The 21,023-nt window shown below is 60.6% G+C and carries 22 protein-coding genes and 3 tRNA genes; 14 read left to right on the plus strand and 11 right to left on the minus strand.

Annotation, left to right across the window (positions count from 1 at the left end; all coding sequences use genetic code 11):
- Positions 1 to 10: 10 nt before the first annotated feature.
- Positions 11 to 214, plus strand: a complete 204-nt coding sequence (locus PU634_RS07330; RefSeq protein ID WP_306763402.1) for a CPXCG motif-containing cysteine-rich protein — start codon at positions 11 to 13, stop codon at positions 212 to 214.
- Positions 215 to 287: 73 nt separating this feature from the next.
- Here PU634_RS07330 and PU634_RS07335 read toward each other — a convergent pair whose 3' ends face one another.
- Positions 288 to 896 (minus strand): riboflavin synthase subunit alpha, encoded by a 609-nt coding sequence (locus tag PU634_RS07335; protein ID WP_306763403.1) that lies wholly within the window; start codon positions 894 to 896, stop codon positions 288 to 290.
- Positions 897 to 1,056: 160 nt separating this feature from the next.
- Here PU634_RS07335 and PU634_RS07340 point away from each other — a divergent pair, with 160 nt between their 5' ends.
- The 6 genes from PU634_RS07340 to aptA all read left to right on the plus strand — a co-directional run bounded on the left by PU634_RS07340 (position 1,057) and on the right by aptA (position 5,365).
- Positions 1,057 to 2,445: an MATE family efflux transporter gene (locus PU634_RS07340; RefSeq protein ID WP_306763404.1), complete on the plus strand. Its 1,389-nt coding sequence runs from the start codon at positions 1,057 to 1,059 to the stop codon at positions 2,443 to 2,445.
- Entirely contained in the window at positions 2,390 to 3,421 is a 1,032-nt protein-coding gene (locus PU634_RS07345) for a DUF3080 domain-containing protein (protein ID WP_306763405.1), read from the plus strand. Before PU634_RS07340 ends, PU634_RS07345 begins: the two co-directional genes overlap by 56 nt.
- A 92-nt stretch (positions 3,422 to 3,513) precedes the next feature.
- A tRNA-Val gene (locus PU634_RS07350) sits at positions 3,514 to 3,590 on the plus strand.
- A 13-nt stretch (positions 3,591 to 3,603) separates the two neighbouring features.
- Positions 3,604 to 3,680, plus strand: a tRNA-Val gene (locus PU634_RS07355).
- Positions 3,681 to 3,697: 17 nt separating this feature from the next.
- Positions 3,698 to 3,774, plus strand: a tRNA-Val gene (locus PU634_RS07360).
- 268 nt (positions 3,775 to 4,042) lie between these two features.
- Entirely contained in the window at positions 4,043 to 5,365 is a 1,323-nt protein-coding gene (aptA, locus tag PU634_RS07365; RefSeq protein ID WP_306763406.1) for an omega-aminotransferase AptA, read from the plus strand.
- 67 nt (positions 5,366 to 5,432) lie between these two features.
- Here the strand turns inward: aptA and PU634_RS07370 are convergent, their stop codons facing one another.
- On the minus strand, positions 5,433 to 6,023 hold the full coding sequence (locus PU634_RS07370; protein ID WP_306763407.1) for an FMN-dependent NADH-azoreductase: 591 nt from the start codon (positions 6,021 to 6,023) through the stop codon (positions 5,433 to 5,435).
- Between the two features lie 668 nt (positions 6,024 to 6,691).
- Here PU634_RS07370 and PU634_RS07375 point away from each other — a divergent pair.
- From PU634_RS07375 to PU634_RS07385, 3 genes are read left to right on the plus strand one after another with little or no spacing between them, the layout of a single operon-like run.
- Complete coding sequence (locus PU634_RS07375) at positions 6,692 to 8,614, plus strand: PrkA family serine protein kinase (RefSeq protein ID WP_306763673.1); 1,923 nt, start codon at positions 6,692 to 6,694, stop codon at positions 8,612 to 8,614.
- Positions 8,615 to 8,635: 21 nt separating this feature from the next.
- Entirely contained in the window at positions 8,636 to 9,904 is a 1,269-nt protein-coding gene (locus PU634_RS07380) for a YeaH/YhbH family protein (protein ID WP_306763408.1), read from the plus strand.
- 8 nt (positions 9,905 to 9,912) lie between these two features.
- Positions 9,913 to 11,436 carry a SpoVR family protein gene (locus PU634_RS07385; protein WP_306763409.1) on the plus strand — a complete coding sequence of 508 codons (1,524 nt, stop codon included), beginning with the start codon at positions 9,913 to 9,915 and terminating at the stop codon, positions 11,434 to 11,436.
- Between the two features lie 34 nt (positions 11,437 to 11,470).
- Here the strand turns inward: PU634_RS07385 and fadR are convergent, their stop codons facing one another.
- Entirely contained in the window at positions 11,471 to 12,187 is a 717-nt protein-coding gene (fadR, locus tag PU634_RS07390) for a fatty acid metabolism transcriptional regulator FadR (RefSeq protein ID WP_306763410.1), read from the minus strand.
- Between the two features lie 121 nt (positions 12,188 to 12,308).
- On the opposite strand from fadR, the gene dsbB reads away from it, so the two are divergent.
- Positions 12,309 to 12,812: a disulfide bond formation protein DsbB gene (gene dsbB / locus PU634_RS07395; protein ID WP_306763411.1), complete on the plus strand. Its 504-nt coding sequence runs from the start codon at positions 12,309 to 12,311 to the stop codon at positions 12,810 to 12,812.
- A gap of 92 nt (positions 12,813 to 12,904) precedes the next feature.
- Here the strand turns inward: dsbB and PU634_RS07400 are convergent, their stop codons facing one another.
- The 3 genes from PU634_RS07400 to PU634_RS07410 are packed head-to-tail and all read right to left on the minus strand — an operon-like array spanning position 12,905 to position 14,301.
- Entirely contained in the window at positions 12,905 to 13,339 is a 435-nt protein-coding gene (locus PU634_RS07400; RefSeq protein WP_306763412.1) for a YcgN family cysteine cluster protein, read from the minus strand.
- The gene (locus PU634_RS07405) at positions 13,340 to 14,002 is read right to left on the minus strand and encodes a fumarylacetoacetate hydrolase family protein (protein ID WP_306763413.1); all 663 of its coding nucleotides are present in this window, start codon (positions 14,000 to 14,002) and stop codon (positions 13,340 to 13,342) included.
- A gap of 11 nt (positions 14,003 to 14,013) precedes the next feature.
- Positions 14,014 to 14,301 (minus strand): YcgL domain-containing protein, encoded by a 288-nt coding sequence (locus PU634_RS07410; protein WP_306763414.1) that lies wholly within the window; start codon positions 14,299 to 14,301, stop codon positions 14,014 to 14,016.
- Between the two features lie 105 nt (positions 14,302 to 14,406).
- On the opposite strand from PU634_RS07410, the gene minC reads away from it, so the two are divergent.
- The 3 genes from minC to minE are packed head-to-tail and all read left to right on the plus strand — an operon-like array spanning position 14,407 to position 16,221.
- Positions 14,407 to 15,084: a septum site-determining protein MinC gene (minC, locus tag PU634_RS07415; RefSeq protein ID WP_306763415.1), complete on the plus strand. Its 678-nt coding sequence runs from the start codon at positions 14,407 to 14,409 to the stop codon at positions 15,082 to 15,084.
- 27 nt (positions 15,085 to 15,111) lie between these two features.
- On the plus strand, positions 15,112 to 15,924 hold the full coding sequence (minD, locus tag PU634_RS07420) for a septum site-determining protein MinD (protein WP_306763416.1): 813 nt from the start codon (positions 15,112 to 15,114) through the stop codon (positions 15,922 to 15,924).
- Between the two features lie 3 nt (positions 15,925 to 15,927).
- The gene (minE, locus tag PU634_RS07425; protein WP_306763417.1) at positions 15,928 to 16,221 is read left to right on the plus strand and encodes a cell division topological specificity factor MinE; all 294 of its coding nucleotides are present in this window, start codon (positions 15,928 to 15,930) and stop codon (positions 16,219 to 16,221) included.
- Positions 16,222 to 16,295: 74 nt separating this feature from the next.
- Here the strand turns inward: minE and rnd are convergent, their stop codons facing one another.
- The 5 genes from rnd to PU634_RS07450 form a co-directional block, all read right to left on the minus strand.
- On the minus strand, positions 16,296 to 17,390 hold the full coding sequence (rnd, locus tag PU634_RS07430) for a ribonuclease D (protein WP_306763418.1): 1,095 nt from the start codon (positions 17,388 to 17,390) through the stop codon (positions 16,296 to 16,298).
- A gap of 54 nt (positions 17,391 to 17,444) precedes the next feature.
- Positions 17,445 to 17,591, minus strand: coding sequence for a hypothetical protein (locus tag PU634_RS07435; protein WP_306763419.1), 147 nt, complete (start codon positions 17,589 to 17,591; stop codon positions 17,445 to 17,447).
- Between the two features lie 9 nt (positions 17,592 to 17,600).
- Positions 17,601 to 18,281: a tRNA (adenosine(37)-N6)-threonylcarbamoyltransferase complex dimerization subunit type 1 TsaB gene (gene tsaB, locus PU634_RS07440; protein WP_306763420.1), complete on the minus strand. Its 681-nt coding sequence runs from the start codon at positions 18,279 to 18,281 to the stop codon at positions 17,601 to 17,603.
- Between the two features lie 6 nt (positions 18,282 to 18,287).
- Positions 18,288 to 20,207 (minus strand): DNA repair helicase YoaA, encoded by a 1,920-nt coding sequence (yoaA, locus tag PU634_RS07445; RefSeq protein WP_306763421.1) that lies wholly within the window; start codon positions 20,205 to 20,207, stop codon positions 18,288 to 18,290.
- A 76-nt stretch (positions 20,208 to 20,283) separates the two neighbouring features.
- Positions 20,284 to 21,015, minus strand: coding sequence for a ZIP family metal transporter (locus PU634_RS07450; RefSeq protein ID WP_306763422.1), 732 nt, complete (start codon positions 21,013 to 21,015; stop codon positions 20,284 to 20,286).
- Positions 21,016 to 21,023: the final 8 nt, after the last annotated feature.

The raw sequence follows: 21,023 nt of genomic DNA on the forward strand, positions 1-21,023 counted from the left end.
GAGAACTGCCATGCGTGACTATTTTGAGCAAAGCATTGTCTGCCCCCATTGTGGTCACCATACGCGCATCGCGGTTGATGCATCCGGGGGGGATCAGGATTACTACGAAGATTGTCAGGCCTGCTGCAATGCCATGCGTATCCGGCTTATCTGTCATGAAGACAGTGATGAAGTGGAAGTGCGTGTGGATGCGGACGATGAACAGTACTTCTGATTGTAAGCTCAGCAATTGTATGTTGGCATAATATTTTTATGGTAAGAAGCCGGGGTTTCCCGGCTTTTCGCCATCAGGCTCGGCTGGCCAGCACCCGCTCCACCGTATCCACAATGGCCTGGGTTTGCGGATCCACTTCTATGTTGGCCCGGTAACCGGGCTGCACCACGCCCAGGTTGGTGCGAGCCAGGGTTTCGGGTATGAGATGCACCGTAAAGAACTCGGCAGTCACCTCTCCCAGAGTCAGGCTGATACCATCGATACCGATATACCCCTTGGTAAACAGATATTTGCCCAGGCCAGCCGGCACCGCAAAACGCAGCGTGGTGTTGGTATCGGTCTCAATGCGCTCGAGCAGCTCGCTCATGCCCATAATGTGTCCCGACATGGCATGGCCGCCAATATCGTCGCCGAAGCGCGCCGCCCGCTCCAGATTGACCTTGTCGCCGGTATTCAGCCGACCCAGGTTGGTCACCCGCAGGGTTTCCTGCATCAGATCAAAACTGACCCTGTCGCCGTCGATGGCAGTTACGGTCAGGCAACAGCCGTTATGGGCCACCGAAGCGCCCAGCTCAAGCCCCGGCAGCAGGGCCGCGGGCAGGCTCACCACGTGGGTACGAAAATCGGCCTTTTCAATGATGCTCAGCAGGACACCCTGGCCCTGAACAATTCCGGTAAACATCGCGTAAATCCATATCGAAGCAGTTTATAATCATGGGAAAAAACGCCGGCAACCGTTATATTCACGGCCTGTGGCGATGTTCTCAACATAGTACCACTCCCCGCCTGGTCATCCGCGCCGGCCAGTTACGCCGGCGGCATTTATTCTGAGCGAGAGAAGCATGTTTCTTACACCTTTCCTGGCCGAAACCCGGCACCTGCTGCGCTTGTGCGGCCCCATCCTGGTGGCCCAGGTAGCCCAGACCACCATGAGCTTTGTAGATACCGTGATGGCCGGGCAGATCAGCGCCACCGACATGGCGGCGGTAGCGGTGGCCACCAGCTTCTGGTTGCCGATCATTTTGCTGGTGCAGGGCGTGGTCATGGCACTGACCCCCATCATATCGCAACTCAACGGTGCCCGTCGCCACCAGGAGGTGGCCGGCGCCGTGCACCAGGGCTTCTGGCTGACCTTGCTGGTCATGCTGCCTGCCTGGCTGGCGCTGTATTTTTCGCCCATGGTGCTGCACTGGATGGAGGTGGAACCGCTGCTGGCGGAAAAGACCACGGGTTACCTGCACGGCATTCTCTGGGGCATGCCCGCCTACGCCCTGTACCAGGTGTTGCGCAACTTCAGCGAGGGGCTGTCCCATACCCGCCCCACCATGGTCATTGGCTTTATTGGCCTGGCAGTGAACGTGCCCGCCAACTATATACTGATCCACGGCAAGCTGGGCCTGCCCCGGCTGGGCGGCGTGGGCTGTGGCTATGCCTCGGCACTGGTGTTCTGGGCCATGCTGATTGCCATGGTGGTGTATACTCAGCGGTCCGCCCTGCTGAACCGCTTCGGCGTATTTACCGCCCTTGTTGCTCCCGACATGGCCCGCATCGGGCGCATCTTTCGGCTGGGCTTTCCCATTGCCATGGCCATTTTCTGCGAAGTCACCCTTTTTACCGTGGTGGCCCTGCTGCTGGCTCCCCTGGGGGCCGATGTGGTGGCCGGACACCAGATTGCCATCAATTTTTCCAGCCTGATCTTTATGCTGCCCCTGAGCCTTGGCATGGCACTGACCATTCGCGTGGGCCACAGCCTGGGCGAAGGGCTGGCGGAACAGGCCAGAATGGCAAGCATGGCCGGCATTGGCTTTGGTGCCCTGCTGGCAATCGCCACGGCCCTGGCCACCGCCCTCTCCCGCCACTGGATAAGCGGCATTTATACCGATAATGGCTACGTGCTCGAGCTGGCCGCCAGCCTGCTGTTGCTGGCCTCCCTCTACCAGATATCCGACTCGGTGCAGGTGATCACCGCCGCCGCCCTGCGGGGCTACAAGGATACCCAGGTGATTTTTTACATCACCCTGGTGGCCTACTGGCTGTGTGGCCTGCCGGTGGGCATGGTACTGGGACTGACCAACTGGCTGGTGCCGGCCATGGGCCCTCACGGTTTCTGGCTGGGTTTTCTGGTAGGCTTGACCATAGCGGCTTGTTTGTTGATATGGCGGTTACGTACGATTTATGAAAGGGTCCATCATCGCGATAACGCTGGCCTGCCTCTGGTTGACGGGCTGTAACGACCGGCTGGCACTGAAACCGGCCTTTGACACCTACCTGGCCCGGGTAGCCAATGTACTGGATACCGCCCCCCCGGCCCTGACGGAGCCGGGCCCCCTGCCACCGCTTCCACCTCAACGCCGGCTGCAGCTGCAGCAACCACGCGTCAGTGCCGGTCTGCTCGATACCCTTAAACTCGGCGAGTGCCGGCTGCTGGCCCTGGTGGGCGAACACAACAGCCCCATAGGCAAAAGCCAGAGCGCCGGCGCCGTGCTGCTTTATCATTTGCGTTTTCAGCAGGGTTTGCAGGACTGCCGCACCCGGCAGCATGACGAGACCCTGAACGCCTGGCTGATGGCGCTGGAGCAGAAAAAGGCCCCGCTGCTGCCCGGCTACCACTGGAACATGATGGTGGCCGAGCCGGAGATCCGGGCCACCCTCACACCGCGCCAGCGTCCGGTGCTCAGCGACCACCGCGGCTTTCAGGCCACCTTCAATGCCTTCACCCTGTTTACCACCCTGCGCCGGCAGGCCACCGGCACACCGCAGCCAGGAGTGATCGACAACACCACCTTCAATGACCGCCTGGGCGGGCTCTACAACAACGACTACCTGGGCGAGCTGTATTATTCGCTGCACAGCGCCGCCCACTACCTGGAGCAGAGTCTCGCCTTTCTCGCGCGCTTGGCCCATGTTGACTGCGGTCCGGCGGGCAAGGCCGACGCCAAGCGGCTGCGTAATGCCATGGAGCATTACTATATCAAGGAGATTCAGGCCCGCCTGAGCGAGCTGGATCGTCATTTCGTGCGCCTGGCCCCCCTGCTGGAACAAAGCCTCTCTCCGCCACCGTCCCGTGATGAAGCCATGGCCGAGTATGTACACTGGTATGCCTCCGGCCTCGACAGCCGCATTTACACACACTACCGGCGGCTGACTCTGGATCACGCCAGGGCCTGGCAGAAATTTCTGCACCGGTGCAATCTTTCGCCGGGCTGAGCAATTGTTCTCCATACGGTTGTTGCGAAAGAAAAAAGGCTTGCCCAGCGCCAGCCTCATTGGCTAGTATACGCAGCGCCTGACGGCACGATGCGTTCTTAGCTCAGTTGGTTAGAGCACCACCTTGACATGGTGGGGGTCGGTGGTTCGAATCCACTAGAACGCACCACTCCCTGGCACAGGCGTCCTTAGCTCAGTTGGTTAGAGCACTACCTTGACATGGTAGGGGTCGGTGGTTCGAGTCCACTAGGACGCACCAGTTTTTATGCATAACATGCGTTCTTAGCTCAGTTGGTTAGAGCACCACCTTGACATGGTGGGGGTCGGTGGTTCGAATCCACTAGAACGCACCAGATTCAGAAAAGCCCGCTCATCGAGCGGGCTTTTTGCTTTTCATGTCCCCTTCCCCCATTGCTGCCCGACCGATCTGCCGGTGTTGCGATGCTTTGTATGTTGGAATAACACACTCTCCGGTGCGGTGACCGCTCGTGCTCATTCATGTTTAAGCCGGCCAAACTGAACATTGAAACGACATGATTTTCCCTGCGCGCCCTTTTGTTCACACTGGCTTCAATCACAGCGCCGCCGGCGCCCATCACAAGAGTCCGAGAGAGTACCAGCATGAATCAAATCCCGTTAAACGCCCACTGGATGCCCTTTACTCCCAACAAGGCCTTCAAAGCCAGCCCTCGCATGCTCACCGGTGCCGAAGGCATGCACTGGATCACCGACGACAACCGCCGGGTACTGGACATGACCGCCGGCCTGTGGTGCTGCAACGCCGGTCACGGCAACCCGCACATTGCCGAGGCCATCGCCCGTCAGGCCCGGCAACTGGACTATGCTCCCTGCTTTGGCTTTGGCCACCCGCTGTCTTTTGAACTGTCGGAGCGCCTTGCCAGCCTGGCTCCGGGCAACCTCAACCGCGTGTTTTATACCAACTCCGGCTCCGAGTCGGTGGAAACCGCCCTGAAAATGGCGCTGGCCTACCACCATGCCCGAGGCGAGACCGGCCGCCAGCTGTTCATCGGTCGTGAGCGCGGCTACCACGGGGTCAACTTCGGCGGCATTTCGGTAGGTGGCATTACCAGCAACTACAAGGCCTTTGGCCAGTGGCTGCCTACCGATCACCTGTCTCATACCCAGGATCTGGCACGCAATGCCTTTTCCCGCGGTCTGCCCCTGCACGGCGGCGTGGAAATGGCCAACGAGCTGGAAAAACTGATTAAACTACACGATGCCAGCCGCATCGCCGCGGTGATCATCGAGCCCATTACCGGTGCCGGCGGCGTGCTTCCGCCCCCGGTGGGCTATTTGCAGCGCATTCGGGAAATCTGCGATCGGCACGAGATTCTGCTGATCCTCGATGAAGTCATTTGTGGCTTTGGCCGTACCGGCAACGTCTTTGCCAGCCAGACCTTTAACGTACAGCCCGACATCATGACCACCGCCAAGGGGCTCACCAATGGCACGGCGCCCATGGGGGCCGTGCTGGCCGGCGATCATATTCATGACGCCATCATGGCAGCCAGCGCCAGCGGGGTGGAGTTCTTTCATGGCTACACCTATTCCGCCCACCCGCTGGCCTGTGCCGCCGCCATGGCCACCCTGGATGTCTACGAGCAGGAAGGACTGTATCAACGCGGTGCCGCCGAGGGCGAGATCAGCCGTTACTTCGAGCAGGGACTGCACAGCCTTAAGGGTCTGCCCGGAGTCATCGACATTCGCAACTATTCACTCATTGCCGCGGTGGAGTTCGAGGCTCCCGCCGGTCAGGCCGGCGGCACAGGCGCGGGAATTCAGAGCCTGGCATGGGAGCAGGGGCTGATGCTGCGCTCTCTGGGCGATGCCATTGCCATGTCGCCGCCGCTGATCCTGGAAAAGGAGCATGTCGACCAGACCATCGGCATTCTGGAGCGCTGCATTCGCCGGCAATTCGGCTAAGGGTTTTCGCTCAGTAAAAAAGGGCTGCAGTCGCAGCCCTTTTTGGCGGTTTGGAAGACTGCGCCGGTTAACCCGCCACCAGTTGCTCCAGCCGGGCACGGGCACTGTTCAAGCCGCTGTCACGGGCATCGCCGCCCATGTTCAGGCCTTCGGCATACACAAATTCCACGTCCGAAATGCCCAGAAAACCCAGTACGGTTTCCATGTAGGGCGTGATCAGGTCGCGATCACTGCCATGGTGCTGGCCACCACGGGTGCTGATCACCACGGCCTGCTTGCCCCTGAGAAGGCCTTCCGGCCCCTGCTCGGTATAACGAAAAGTCACACCGGCCCGGCATACCAGATCAATCCAGGCCTTGAGCTGCACCGGCACATGAAAATTGTACATGGGCGCCGCAATCACCACTCGTTCGGCGGCCTTGAGCTCGGCAACCAGTTCATTGGACAGCGCCAGCAGAGCCTGCTGACGTTCATTCAGCTCCCCGGCTCCCCGCAGGGCCTGCGCTCCCTCGCCGTCCAGCCAGGGCAGCGGCACGGCGGCCAGATCCCGTACGGTAACCTTAGGTTCATCCAGCCGGGCCACAAAGTCATCAACCAGACGGCTGGATTCGGAGTGTTCAGCAAGAATGCTGGATTTGAGGACCAGAGTGTGGGGCATGAGCGGACTCCTTAACGCAGAAATATTGAATAAATGACACATCCAAAAACATGAACGTTCACTGAATTGGATAAAGACTAAGGCAGACCAAGGCCAGGAAAAACCGGAAATTCATGGCCAATATATTCAAAATATTCGAACAGCAGGGCGCCCATACCCTCCGCTTACGTTAACGTAAGTTAATGTTACAGATAAAAGAAAACCCTCGACTGGCGAGGGTCAAACAAACGGAAACGTGCTTAAACAGAGCTACGCATCTCACCTAACAAGTTGCTTTCATTGGCTGTAGCAAGTGGCTAGACCGTGATGCTGGTTCAATGTAACCGGAGCAAAATGTGAAGTCAACGTAAAAAATCACAAATGTATCCGGGATTTACCCTTGCCCGACAGAGATTTACGTTAACGTCATGGTTAGCTCAATCAGTGCCGTGCCGGCGCCGGCTGAGACTCCCGCCCCTCTCCCCTGCCCGCCATGCCTTTGCCCGGTGTCTGGCCATGCCAGCCGAGAGAGAATTTCCGTGGCGTTGAATATAAATGTCAGTTTTTTCCGGGTCTTACACGAGCACATTGGCCGAACCCTGACTAACCTTATCACTACAGGACGTGAAATGTGTGTGCGCACGGCTCTGTCTTCTATCAGGAGCCGTTAGTAATCAGGGGGAATGACCATGGGTATTTTCGAGCACTATCAAATGCGCTATGAAAAAGCCAAGGAAGAGGAATACAGCCTGCAAGAGTTCCTCGACCTTTGCCGCGACGACAAGGGCTGTTATGCCTCCGCTTCCGAGCGGCTGCTGATGGCCATCGGTGAGCCGGAAATGATAGACACCGCCCAGGTGCCCAGATACAGCCGGCTGTTTTCCAACCGGGTAATCGCCCGCTATCCTGCCTTTGCCGACTTCTATGGTATGGAAGACAGCATCGAGCAGATTGTCTCCTACCTCAAGCACGCCGCCCAGGGGCTGGAAGAAAAGAAACAAATCCTTTATCTGCTGGGCCCGGTGGGGGGAGGTAAGTCCTCCCTGGCCGAATGCCTGAAGGCACTGATGCAAAAGGTGCCCATCTACCGGCTCAAGGGTTCGCCGGTCAACGATCACCCCTTCTGTCTGTTTGACATGACCGAAGACGGCCCCGTTCTGGAGCAGGAATACGGCATTCCACGCCGTTATCTGCGCCCCATCATGTCGCCCTGGGCGGTCAAGCGCCTGCATGAGTATGGCGGCGACATCACCCGGTTCCGGGTAGAAAAGGTGTATCCGTCGGTACTCGACCAGATAGCCGTGGCCAAAACCGAGCCCGGCGACGACAATAACCAGGACATCTCCTCGCTGGTGGGCAAGGTCGACATTCGCAAGCTGGAGCACTATGCCCAGGACGACGCCGACGCCTACTCCTATTCCGGCGCCCTGTGCAAGGCCAACCAGGGCATGATGGAATTCGTGGAAATGTTCAAGGCCCCCATCAAGGTGCTGCACCCCTTGCTGACCGCCACCCAGGAAGGCAACTACAACGGCACAGAGGGACTGTCTGCCCTGCCCTTTGAAGGCATTATTCTGGCCCACTCCAACGAGTCGGAATGGCAGCATTTCAAGCACAACAAGAACAACGAGGCCTTTCTCGACCGGGTATACATCGTCAAGGTGCCCTACTGCCTGCGAGTAACCGAAGAAGTGGAAATCTACCAGAAGCTGCTGGCCAACAGTGAGCTGTCTACCGCCAAATGTGCGCCGGGCACCCTGGAAACCCTGGCCCAGTTCACCGTGCTGTCGCGGCTCAAGGAGCCGGAGAACTCCAGCATTTACTCCAAGATGCGGGTCTACGACGGTGAAACCCTGAAAGACACGGATCCCAAGGCCAAGTCCTATCAGGAATACCGGGACTACGCCGGCGTCGACGAAGGCATGACCGGGCTTTCCACCCGCTTCGCCTTCAAGATCCTGTCCCGGGTGTTCAACTTCGATCACGCCGAAGTGGCGGCCAACCCGGTGCATCTGTTCTATGTGCTCGAGCAGCAAATCGAGCGGGAGCAGTTTCCCCAGGAAATACACGACCGTTACCTGGAGTTCATCAAGGGCTACCTGATTCCCAAGTACGTGGAATTCATCGGCAAGGAAATTCAAACCGCCTACCTCGAGTCCTATTCCGAGTATGGCCAGAACATTTTTGACCGCTATGTTACCTATGCCGACTTCTGGATTCAGGATCAGGAATACCGGGATCCGGATACCGGCCAGCTGTTTGACCGCGCCGCCCTCAACGCCGAACTGGAGAAAATCGAAAAGCCCGCCGGCATCAGCAATCCCAAGGACTTCCGCAACGAAATCGTCAACTTCGTACTGCGGGCCCGGGCCAACAATGCCGGCAAAAATCCCAACTGGACCAGCTACGAAAAGCTCAGAACCGTTATCGAGAAGAAAATGTTCTCCAATACCGAGGAGCTGCTGCCGGTCATTTCCTTCAATGCGAAAACCAGTGCCGACGAGCAGAAAAAACACGACGACTTCGTGGATCGCATGATGGAAAAGGGATACACCCGCAAGCAGGTCCGGTTGCTGTCCGAATGGTACCTGCGGGTACGCAAGTCAAGCTGATCGCTATCAGTCGGGGGAACCATGGCGCATTTTATCGACAGACGACTGAATGGCCGCAACAAGAGCGCTGTCAACCGGCAGCGCTTCATCCGCCGCTACAAACAACAGCTGAAAAAGGCGGTGTCGGACGCGGTGCTCAAACGCAGCATTCAGGATATCGACAAGGGCGAGAGTGTCTCCATTCCCACCCGGGACATCTCCGAGCCCTTCTTTCATCACGGCAAGGGTGGCCACCGGGATCAGGTGCATCCCGGCAATGATCAATTTGTAAAAGGCGACCGCGTCGACCGCCCCTCCGGCGGCGGAGGCGGGGGCGCCGGTCAGGGCGAAGCCAGCAATCAGGGAGAAGGTCAGGACGATTTCGTGTTCCAGATCTCCAAGGACGAATACCTGGATCTGCTGTTTGACGGCCTCGAGCTGCCCAACCTGGAAAAAAACAAACTCAACAAAATCAGTGAAATGAAAACCTTTCGCGCCGGCTATACCGCCGACGGCGTGCCGGCCAACATCAACGTGGTGCGTTCCCTGCGCCAGTCTCTGGCCCGCCGCACCGCCCTGCAGGCCGGCAAGAAACGCACCGTGGCCGAGCTGGAACAGGAGCTGGCGGAGCTGGGCAAACGTCCGGCGGAAAACTACGCCCGTATTCAGGAGCTGGAGGACGAAATCACCGAGCTCAAACGGCGCATTGCCGCCGTGCCCTTTATCGATACCTTTGATCTGCGCTACAACAATTTCGTCAAGCGGCCGGTGCCTTCAACCCAGGCGGTGATGTTCTGCCTGATGGACGTGTCCGGCTCCATGGATCAGGCCACCAAGGACATGGCCAAGCGTTTTTACCTGTTGCTCTACCTGTTCCTGACCCGCAGCTATAAGAACGTTGACGTGGTGTTTATTCGTCACCATACCCAGGCCAAGGAGGTGGACGAGCAGGAGTTTTTCTACTCTCAGGAAACCGGCGGCACCATCGTTTCCAGCGCGCTGCAGCTGATGAAAGAGGTAATGGCCGAACGTTACCCGGCGGATCAGTGGAACATCTACGCCGCCCAGGCGTCCGACGGCGACAACTGGGCCGACGACTCTCCCCTGTGCCGGCAGCTGCTGCAGAAAGACATCATGCCGCTGGTGCGCTACTACACCTATATCGAGATCACCAACCGGGCCCACCAGAGCCTGTGGCACGAGTATGAATCCATTGCCCGGCAGTTTTCTACCTTTGCCATGGAGCATATTCGCTCGGTGGAAGACATTTATCCCGTGTTCCGGGAGCTGTTCAGAAAACAGGCGGCATGAGGTGACCTATGGCACAAGCTCTGAAAAAAAGCCGGCCGCTGAGTGACGGACCGGACTGGACCTTTGACCTGCTCGAGGCCTATCACAGGGAAATCGCCCGCATTGCCGAGCATTACGGCCTCGGCACCTATCCCAACCAGATAGAGATCATCACCGGTGAGCAGATGATGGATGCCTATTCCAGCATCGGCATGCCCATTGGCTATCATCACTGGTCCTACGGCAAAAAGTTCATTCAGACCGAGCAAACCTACAAGCGAGGCCAGATGGGTCTGGCCTACGAAATCGTGATCAACTCCAATCCCTGCATCGCCTACCTGATGGAGGAAAACACCATGCCCATGCAGGCGCTGGTCATGGCCCACGCCTGCTACGGTCACAATTCCTTTTTCAAGAACAATTATCTGTTCAAGGCATGGACCGATGCCGAGTCGATTATCGACTACCTGCTGTTTGCCAAGCACTACATCAACGAATGCGAGGAAAAATATGGCGTGGCGGAAGTGGAAAGCCTGCTCGACAGCTGCCACGCCCTGATGAACTACGGGGTCGACCGCTACAAGCGGCCGCAGAAGCTGTCGCTGGCGGAAGAACGCCGCCGGCAGAAAGCCCGCGAGGCCTATCTGCAAACCCAGGTCAACGAGCTGTGGCGCACCCTGCCGCGCATGAACGATGCCAGAGAGAAACAGAAACAGCGCTACCCCCGGGAGCCGGAAGAAAACCTGCTGTATTTCATTGAAAAGCACGCCCCGCTGCTGGAGCCCTGGCAACGGGAGGTAGTGCGCATTGTGCGCAAGATAAGCCAGTACTTCTATCCGCAGAAACAGACCCAGGTGATGAACGAGGGCTGGGCCACCTTCTGGCACTACACCATTTGTCAGCACATGTACGACGAGGGCCTGGTTTCCGACAAGTTTATGCTGGAGATACTGCACAGCCACACCAACGTGGTGTATCAGCCGCCCTACAACAGCAAGTATTACTCGGGCATCAACCCCTATGCGCTCGGCTTTGCCATGTTTCAGGACATTCGCCGCATTTGCGAGACCCCCACCGAGGAAGACAGGGCCTGGTTTCCGGATATCGCCGGCTCGGACTGGGTCAAAACCCTGCACTTTGCCATGGAGAACTTCAAGGACGAGAGCTTTATCAGCCAGTTTCTCTCCCCCAAGGTGATGCGGGACTTTCACCTGTTTGCCGTGGCCGACGACGACACCCGCAACTATCTGGAAATTTCCGCCATTCACGACGATGCCGGCTACCGGCAGCTGCGCCAGACCCTGTCGAACCAGTACAACCTCTCGAACCTGGAGCCCAACATTCAGGTCTACAACGTGGAAGTAAAAGGCAACCGCTCGCTCACCCTGCGCCACGTGCCTCACAACCGCATTCCGCTGTCGGACTCCAGCCATGAGGTCATCAAGCATGTGCACCGGCTGTGGGGCTTTGACGTACTGCTGGAGCAGGAAGAGGCCGACGGCAGCGGCACCCTGCTGAGCCGCTGTCCGCCCAAAGGCGACTCCGCCGGCTAAACCCAAAACGCCTCTCGTGTGAGAGGCGTTTTCATCAGGCGGACGGCAGCAGGGTATCGGGCAGCTGATCGCGCATTTCCTGCCACAACCGGCCCGAGGCCTTGCCGTAGTCCCGCACCAGCTCCACCACCTCTTCCGCCCGGCCCGCCCTGGCGTGCTCGGCCAGCCCGCGGTAATAGTCGGCGGCCAGCGCCCGGGCTCCGGGGCGGGAGAAGTAATAACGCCCCACCCGGCAATACAGCCCCCGGAAGCCATTGAGGATCAAGCCATAAATGGGGTTGCCCGAGGCAAAGGCCAGACGATGATGCACCTGGTAGTCAAAGGCGGAGTAGGCCTCGGCGTCGTCGTTCAGCCGCTCCAGCCCCGTTACCGCCGCCTGCACCGCTTCGGGATCATGACGAATGGCGCCACGAATAAAGATACTGCTGATATGGGTGCGGGCCGACAGCAAGTGCTCAATCAGCTCGGGGGTTTTGTCGGCGTCAAGGCGCGCCAGGGTTTCCAGAATATTGAGGCCGGAGGTCTCCCAGAAATTGTTGACCCGGGTAGGCTTGCCGTGCCGTATGGTCAGCCAGCCGTCCCGGGCCAGCCGGTGCAGCACTTCCCGCAGGGTGGTACGGGTCACCCCAATCAGCTCCGACAATTCCCGCTCGGCAGGTAAAATGGAGCCGGGAGGAAAGCGACTGTTCCAGATGGACTCGATGATATATTCTTCCGCAAAACCGGCGGGGCTTTGTGCCTTGATGACCATGGAACCACTCTGTCTCAGGAATGTTAAATTTGGTAAAAAACACAAAAAATAATAACAGAGCGGACCAGTCTCCCACAAGCGGCCCCACCCTTGCCGCATCACTACCAACAAGGATTTATTCGTGAACCAGTTCTCCCGCACCCGCCTGGCCTGGGCCCTGTTGACCCTGGGCAGCACGGCGCTGCTGCTGGCAGCCCTTTACTATCAGTATGTGGAAGATTATGCCCCCTGCGTGATGTGTGTGTACCAGCGGGCGGCTCTGGCTGGCGTGATACTGGCCGGCCTGCTGGGCTGGCTGGCGCCGCGTCACCCGCTGTGGAGCAACCTGGCCCTGGCCGGCTGGCTGGCGGCGTCGGCAGAGGGGTTTTTACTGGCCAGGGAGCATGTGGGCTACCAGCTCAACCCCTCGCCCTTTCACCAATGCTCCACCGTGGCCGAGTTTCCCGCCTGGTTCCGGCTCGAGGCCTGGTGGCCGGCCCTGTTCTATCCCAGTGGTGACTGCTCTTCCATCGACTGGCAGTGGCTGGGGCTGTCCATGCCGCAATGGCTGATGGGAGTTTTCGCACTGCTGGCGGCACTGGCAGCGCTGTTTATCGTGGTGAGGCTGGCGGGAGCAAGAGGTTAAAGGCGGGTCATTCCGGCCCCCGGGCCGGAATCCATTTTGTGAGCAAAGGCGAACGGCCCTGGGCGCCGGATAAAAACGGAGCCTGCGGCTATTCAGCCCGCCCAGGTAATAATGTGATCTTCCCAGTCGCCGGCCTTTGATTCCGGTACCACCTTGCCCCGCACCGACTGGCCGGCACGGTGCATGGCGCTTTTGGAGCCGGTACGCAGCGGGTGCCAGGACGGCAGCGACTTGCCCTCGGACAGCACCCGGTAAGCACAGGTGGAGGGCAGCCAGTAGAAATCGGCAAGCTGCTCACGGGTGATCTTCAGGCAGTCCGGCACGCGGGCAAACCGATTGGCATAATCGCTGCAGGCGCAGCTGTGGGTATTGAGCAGCTCACAGGCCACGTTGGTGTGCACCAGCTCATCGGTGTCTTCGTCGATCAGCTTGTTGAGGCAGCATTTGCCGCAACCGTCGCACAGGGCTTCCCATTCCTCGTCGTTCATTTCGTCGAGGGTTTTGGTCTGCCAGAAATCTGCCTGCATTTATTTTGCTACCTTCGCCGCAACGACGAATTTATTGTCCAGAGTCAGAACAAGCTCGTCGCCGCCCTGCAGTTCTCCCACGCCCCTGGGGGTGCCGGTGAGCACAATGTCGCCGGGCATCAGGGTAAAGCTCCGGCTTATCTCCGCCAGCAACTCGCCCATGGGCCACATCATCAGCCGAGTGTTGCCCGCCTGGCGCGGCGCACCGTTCACGGTGAGGGAAAAATCCAGCTGCGACAGCGGCGACAACAGCTCTGGCGCCACAAAGGGGCCCATGGGGCAACTGCCGTCAAAGGCCTTGGCCCGCTCCCAAGGGTGGCCCTTGCCCTTCAGCTCGTCCTGCACCGCACGCAGCGTCAGATCCAGCGCCAGCCCCACGCCCGCCACCCCGCTCAGGGCTTCGGCGGGAGTGGCCTTGCACAACCGCCGCCCCACCAGCAGCGCCACTTCCACTTCATGGTGTACCGGGCCCTGACCGGCCGGCAGTACCAGCGGCTCATCCAGGGGAACCAGACTGGTGGCCGGCTTGATAAATAACAAGGGGGCCTCGGGCACCGGATTGTTCAGCTCCTCGGCATGATCCCGGTAACTGCGACCCACGCACACCACCTTGCCGGTGGCATAGGGCAACACAAAGCCTTCCTGATCAATATGCTGGTACATAACGGGATCCTTTATTCAGCGTCGCGACGGGCAGCCTGGCGGGCCAGGTGTTCCTTGAGCAGGTTTTCCGGCGGTGGCGGCAACTGCAGATAGAACCCCTGGGTGCGCAGGGCTTCCCGCACCTTGTCGATATCCGACAGCGCCAGCCGGGTTTTGGTGGCCAGGTTGATCATCATTGCCAGCTGCGGCGTACCAAAGGTGGCCATCAGGGGCGCGGGCACACGCGAAAAATCGTCGCGACGCTCCACAAACAAATAGGTCTCTGCCTTTTTGGGGCTTTTATACACTGCACACAACATGGAAATTGCTATAATCCGTCGGGTTTATTGCCAGTCTGGATGGCAAACTATAACATCAGCACGACCAATAACAAAAAGGATCACTTCCTTGGGGGACAGCCGCTTATGGCGGAGCGTGGCATTGAATTGAAAGGCAGCAGCTTTACCCTGTCGGTGTTGCATATTACCTCTGCCAACATTGCGCAGGTCAAACAGCAACTGCAGGAAAAAATCGCACAGGCGCCGGAATTTTTTCGCGCCGCACCACTGGTTATCAATATCGAAAAATTACCGGATATCCCTGATTTTTCCGCTCTGGCCGCCGCCGTGCGCGAACTGGAGCTGGTGCCGGTGGGCGTCAGTGGCCTTCTTGACGACAACGGACGCGCCGCCGCCCGCGCCGCCGGCCTGGCGGTGATGACCACCGGCAAGGTGGCAACGCCGGCCCAGTCCCCCTCTCCCGCCCTGCTCAACCAGCCGGGCACCCGGGTACATCGCGGCCCGGTGCGTTCCGGCCAGCAAATCTACGCCCAGAACGGCTCTCTGGTCATACTGGGTGCCGTCAGTAATGGCGCCGAAGTCATTGCCGACGACAGCATTCATGTTTACGGCGCCTTGCGGGGCCGGGCCGTGGCCGGTGCCAAGGGCAACGAACACGCACGCATTTATTGCCAGCAACTGATGCCCGAGCTGGTGTCCATCGCCGGACACTATCAGCTCAGCGACGGGCTTCAGGGCGAGCAATGGGAACAACCGGTCAGCATTTCTCTGGTGGGCGAACAGCTCAAGCTGGACAGGATCTGATTTTCTTACGACTTAGGAACACATTTTATGGCACGGATAATCGTCGTCACTTCTGGTAAGGGAGGCGTGGGTAAAACCACCTCCAGCGCAGCCATCAGCACCGGTCTGGCCAAACTGGGCCATAAGACGGTGGTCATCGACTTTGACATCGGCCTGCGCAATCTTGACTTGATCATGGGCTGCGAACGCCGCGTGGTCTACGACTTTGTCAACGTCATCAACGGTGACGCCAACCTCAACCAGGCGCTGATCCGCGACAAGCGGGTTGATCAGCTCTACATACTGCCCGCCTCACAGACCCGCGACAAGGATGCCCTGACCCGGGACGGCGTGGAAAAGGTCATCAACGACCTGCACGAAATGGGCTTTGACTACATTATTTGCGACTCGCCCGCCGGCATTGAAAGCGGCGCCCTGATGGCGCTTTACTTTGCCGACGAGGCCATTGTCACCACCAACCCGGAAGTGTCTTCGGTGCGCGACTCCGACCGCATTCTGGGCATTCTTTCCTCCAAATCCCGCCGGGCCGAACAGGGTCTGGAGCCGATCAAGGAGCACCTGTTGCTGACCCGCTACTCCCCCGAGCGGGTCAACCGGGGCGACATGCTGAGCGTGGAAGACGTGCAGGAGATCCTGGCCATTCCGCTGCTGGGGGTGATCCCCGAGTCCCAGGCCGTGCTCAAGGCGTCCAACGCCGGTGAACCGGTGATCCTCGACGGCGAGTCCGACGCCGGCCAGGCCTACACCGACACTGTGGCCCGCCTGCTCGGTGAAGAGCGGGAGTTTCGTTTCCTCGAAGAAGGGAAGAAGGGATTTTTCAGCCGACTTTTTGGGAGTTAACTCATGTCTCTACTGGACTATTTCCGCTCAAGAAAGAACCAGAGCAGCGCCAAAATCGCCAAGGAGCGCCTGCAGATCATCGTGGCTCACGAACGCAGTCAGCGGGACACCCCCGATTACCTGCCGCAGCTGAAACAGGATATCCTGGAAGTCATTCGCAAGTATGTAAATATCGATCTGGAGCAGATCTCGGTTCAGCTCGATCAGAAAGGGGAAAACCTTTCGGTGCTGGAGCTTAATATCATGCTGCCCGAGCCGGAAGACAAACCCGCCACTCCCTCCGAGGCCGGCAACTGAACATCGGCAACCGGACACTCATCACAACGGCGCTGCATCAACAGCGCCGTTGTCTTTATGGCTGAACCACAAGATTACAGCCTGTCCTGCAGCAACTCACCGCGCCAGCCCTGCAACAGCGCCGGCCTGGCCTCCTCGCTCTGCTCCAGCCGCCACTTCCAGCTCAGGTATTGATGAATCAGCCGCTTGGAGGCAATCAGCTCCGCCGGTACGCCGGAGGCCTCACCGGCCTGCTCCACCAGCTCGCGAATGCGCTTGAGCTCGGCCTTGTAACCGGGAAAGTCCACCAGCCGCTGCACCCGCTCGGGCCAGCTGTCCGGTGCCGCCAGCGCCTGTTGCACCAGCGTCAGCAGGGTCTGGCCATGGCGTTTTATCTCCATCGGCTCCAGCCCCAGGCGGTTGAGATCGGTCAGGCTTTGCGGTGCCCGCTCGGCCACGCGGAACAAATGGGCCTCGCGCACCACAAAGTTCACCGCCAGATCGCGCTTGCGTGCTTCGTTCAGCCGCCACTCACACAGCCGCTGCAAAATACCCAGCGCCTGCCGATCCAGGGTCCAGGCGTTTTTAACTTCCAGGTAGGCAAGCTTCGGCTGCACGCTGACCGCCCGCCGTTTCACCGTCCCTTCGCACTCCTGCTCGAACCAGCCGAGCAGCCCCTTGTGCTCCAGCTGATCATGCAGCTGCTGGTACAGGGGATAGAGGTAAATCACGTCATCGGCGGCATAGCTGAGCTGGGCCGGCGACAGCGGCCGGGCCAGCCAGTCGGTACGGGCATGGGCCTTGTCGAGGCTGACCCCGAGCAGTTGTTCCACCAGGGGCGCAAAGCCGAGCTGGGCGCCCAGGCCCAGAAAGGCCGCCGCCAGCTGGGTATCGTGCACCCGGGCCGGCAGGGCACCGCTCTGGTGCTGGAACAACTCCAGATCCTCGCCGCCGGCGTGCAGCAGGCACAGCCGGCTGGAGTCGTGCAGCAGCCGCCACAAAGGGCTCAGGTCGGTCACCGCCAGGGGATCGATCAGGGCGGTGCGCTGGCCGTCGTGCAACTGATACAGCCCGGGGCGGGCATAAAAGGTACGGGTCCGAACAAACTCGGTGTCTACCGCCAGCAGGCGGGCGTCGGTCTGGCAAAACTCCGCCAGGCTGTGATTATCGGCAATATATGTATAAGTCATGCAGGCTCAGTCAGATGCGGCCCGGCCTGGCCGGGCACAAAAACAGGTGATCGTTCAGCGGCGTCGCTGCCGGTGCCACTGGCGCAGCAGACGCTGGCGCTGGCGCTGGCGACGGCGCGTGCACAGACGGGTTCTGTGATAAGGCCGCTGCACAAACATCAGCGGCACCTCTTCCCGGGCAAACGAATAAAAAATGGTCACCCCGACTCCTCAGCGACCGGGCAGCTTTTGCCAGGTCACCTTGTCACGCAGATACACCGGCCTGGCATCGGCGGCGCTCACCCCCAGGCCGGCGGCCAGATCCCGCAGGGCGGCGGGCAGCATATCGCGCGCGTCGGGAAAGGGCACCGCCTCGCACAACGCCTGCACGCATCCTGTCAGTTCAGGATAGGTGACAAAGCCGCTGCCGGCGCCCTGCTGCCAGAGACCACCGGCACCGGCCAGAAACTCGGCCGGGGGCAGCACGGCCTCGGCTGCGCGCTCAACCATCACCCCTTGTTCCAGGGTAAAGCCGCCGGCGTAGATTTCGCCCATGCGGGCATCGATGGTGGCCAGCACGGTGTCGCAACCGGTGTGACGGTGTGCTCCCTGCGCCAGCGCCTGCAGGTTGGACACCCCGACCAGCGGCAGATCGGCGCCAAAGGCCAGCCCCTGGGCCACACCCAGGGTGATGCGCACACCGGTAAAGGAGCCCGGCCCGCGGCCAAAGGCCAGGCCGTCGAGCCGGCTCAGGGGTACACCCGCCTCGGCCAGCAGCTCCTCCACCATGGGCAGGATCAGTTCGGTATGTCCCCGTGGCGCCACCTGATAGCGGCTGAGCACCTCGCCATGGTGCCAGAGGGCGGCTGAGCAGGCTTCGGTGGCGGTGTCGATGGCCAGTAACAGGCTCATGGATGATTACTCCAGATGTGACAAAAATTCGTTCAGGGCCGGCAGGCTGCGGGTGCGCGGCATGGCCGGCAGGCTGGCGATAAAGTCGGCACCGTAGGCCCGGTTCACCAGACGGGCGTCGGTGATCACCAGCACGCCCCTGTCGTCCACGTCGCGGATCAGCCGCCCCACCCCCTGCTTGAGGGTGATGATGGCCTTGGGCAACTGCACCCGGGCAAAACCGTCTTCGCCCCGGCGGCGGCAGTCTTCCAGCCGGGCGCTGAGCAGCGGGTCGTCGGGGGCGGCAAAGGGCAGCTTGTCGATCACCACGCACTGCAGGGCGCGGCCACGCACGTCTATGCCTTCCCAGAAGCTGCCGGTGGCCACCAGCACCGCCCGGCCATCCTGGCCGAAGCGCTCCAGCAGCCGTACCTTGTTGTCTTCTCCCTGCATCAGCACGGTGCGATCCAGTCGGGCGCGCAGCACTTCAGCCACTTCCCGCATCACCTGGTAGCTGGTGCACAAGAAGAAAGTGCCGCCCGGCACCCGCTCAATCGTCTCAAGCAGGCTGTTGGCCAGCAAGGTGCCCCGCCCCGTGCCGCTGGTTTCGGGCAGATAACGGGGCACGCACAGGCGCGACTGGCGAGGGTAATCAAAAGGGCTGTCCAATTGCAAGGTGCGGCACTCGGTGAGTCCGAGATCGGCGCAAAAATGGGCAAAGCTGTCTCCCACCGCCAGGGTGGCGGAGGTGAAGATCCAGCTGGTTTGTTCCCGCGCCAGCTCGGCCGCAAAACGCTCGGCCACCGACAGCGGCGTCTTGTGCAGCGCCACGTGCAGCCGGCTGCAGTCATACCAGAAGGAATAGCCGTTTTCCTCGACCCGGGTCAGGCCGTCCAGCTGGGTGCGCAGGCCGATCAAGCGTTCAAAGCACTGATCCAGCTGTTCGCCCCGGCCGAGTGCCAGCTTCAGTACCTCGTGGGTAAAGGCCAGGCTGTCGTTCAGCCGGGCCAGCGCCTGGGCCACCGCCGGCCGGCCCAGTGCCGGACGCAGCTGGCCGCGTCCGGTGTCCAGGCCAAAGGCCAGGCGAAAGTCCTGGGCGCAGCGCTCCAGCTGATCCGCGGCCTTGCCGAGCTGGGCCATGTCTTTGGCCTCGGTTTTCTGCGCCAGCCGCAGATCCCGCGACAGCTCCACAAACTGCCGGCTCGACTGGCTCTGACCGAAATACTGGCCGGCGATCTCCGGCAACTGGTGGGCCTCGTCGAGAATGCACACCTCGGCATCGGGGATCAGCTGGCCAAAACCGGTGTCGCGCACCGCCATGTCGGCAAAGAACAGGTGGTGGTTCACCACCACCACCTGGGCTTCCATGGCCTTGTTGCGGGCCCTGACCAGGTAGCAGTCCTGATAGTGGACGCAATCGCGGCCGGCGCAGTTGTCGTTGGTGCTGGTTATCAGCGGCAAAATCTCGCTGCGCTCGGGCAGCCCGGGAATATCGCCCACATCCCCGCTGGTGGTGAGCGGGGCAAAGCGGCGCACGGTGTGCAGGTCATTCAGCGCCTCGGCCGACAGCCCGGGCACGGCGTCATTAAGCCGGCCCAGCCGCTCGATACAGAGGTAATTGGCCCGGCCCTTGAGCAACGCCACCGGCCGGGCATAACCCAGCGCCTTGACCAGGGTGGGCAGGTCCCGGTGATAAAGCTGCTCCTGCAGGTTGCGCGAGCCGGTGCTGACCACCACCTTTTTGCCGGCGGCCAGGGCCGGCGCCAGATAGGCGTAGGTCTTGCCGGTGCCGGTGCCCGCCTCCACCACCAGCGGAATGCGATCGGTCATGGCCCGGGTGACCGCCGCCGCCATCTCCACCTGGGCGGCGCGGGGGCGAAAGCCCTCTATCGCTTGCGCCAGGGGGCCGTCGGGGTCAAATAATGCGGTACTGTCGGTGGGCTGCACGGGCGGCGGTTCCGTTGCTAAAAAAGGGAATCATACCAAAAGCCGCCCACCGGCGGCAGGCGGCGTGTGATTTTATTCAGCTACCGTGGGTGAGCAGCATGTGCCCCAGAATGCCCAGCAGAAAGCCGAACACCGCCCCCATGGGCGGCGCCCAGTGACGCTCCAGCACCGCCTGAGGGGCGATGTCCTGAAACACCGAATACAGAATGCCGCCGGCGGCAAACAGCATGATGCCCGACACCAGTGCCGGGTTGGCCGACAACCAGAAATAGCCCGCCAGCGCCGCCAGCGGCCCCAGCAGCGCCATGGCGACAAAGGATTTGACCGCCCGCCCCCGGCCATTGCCCGGACGCGCACTTTCCGACAGCTCCCGGTAGGCATTAAAGCCTTCGGGCAGGTTCTGCAGCGCCATCAGTCCGGCCAGCAGCAGGGCGCCGCCCTGGCTGCCATAGGCAAAGGCCGCGCCCAGGGCCAGGGATTCGGGAATAAAGTCCGACAGCATGGCGGCCAGCTGGCCGGCCCGGGTTCTGAAATACGCCAGCAGCACATCCAGCGCCATAAAGGCCAGGCCGCCGCCGGCAAAACACAGTGCCACCGTGCTCACCTCGAGCCGCGCCGCCCCTTCCGGCACCAGCACCAGGGCCACCGCCGACAGCAGGGCGCCGCCGCCAAAGGCCACCACCGAATGCCGGAATTCGTTCTCCAGCCAGTCGGGATGAATGCGTTCAATGCGCGCCAGCAGCGCGCCGGCCGGCATGGCCAGCCCCGCCATCAGGGTAAAGACGATCATCAGCAAAACATCGGTCATGGTGTGCT

Origin of the sequence: Oceanimonas pelagia (assembly GCF_030849025.1) — a bacterium.
Taxonomy (GTDB): domain Bacteria; phylum Pseudomonadota; class Gammaproteobacteria; order Enterobacterales; family Aeromonadaceae; genus Oceanimonas; species Oceanimonas pelagia.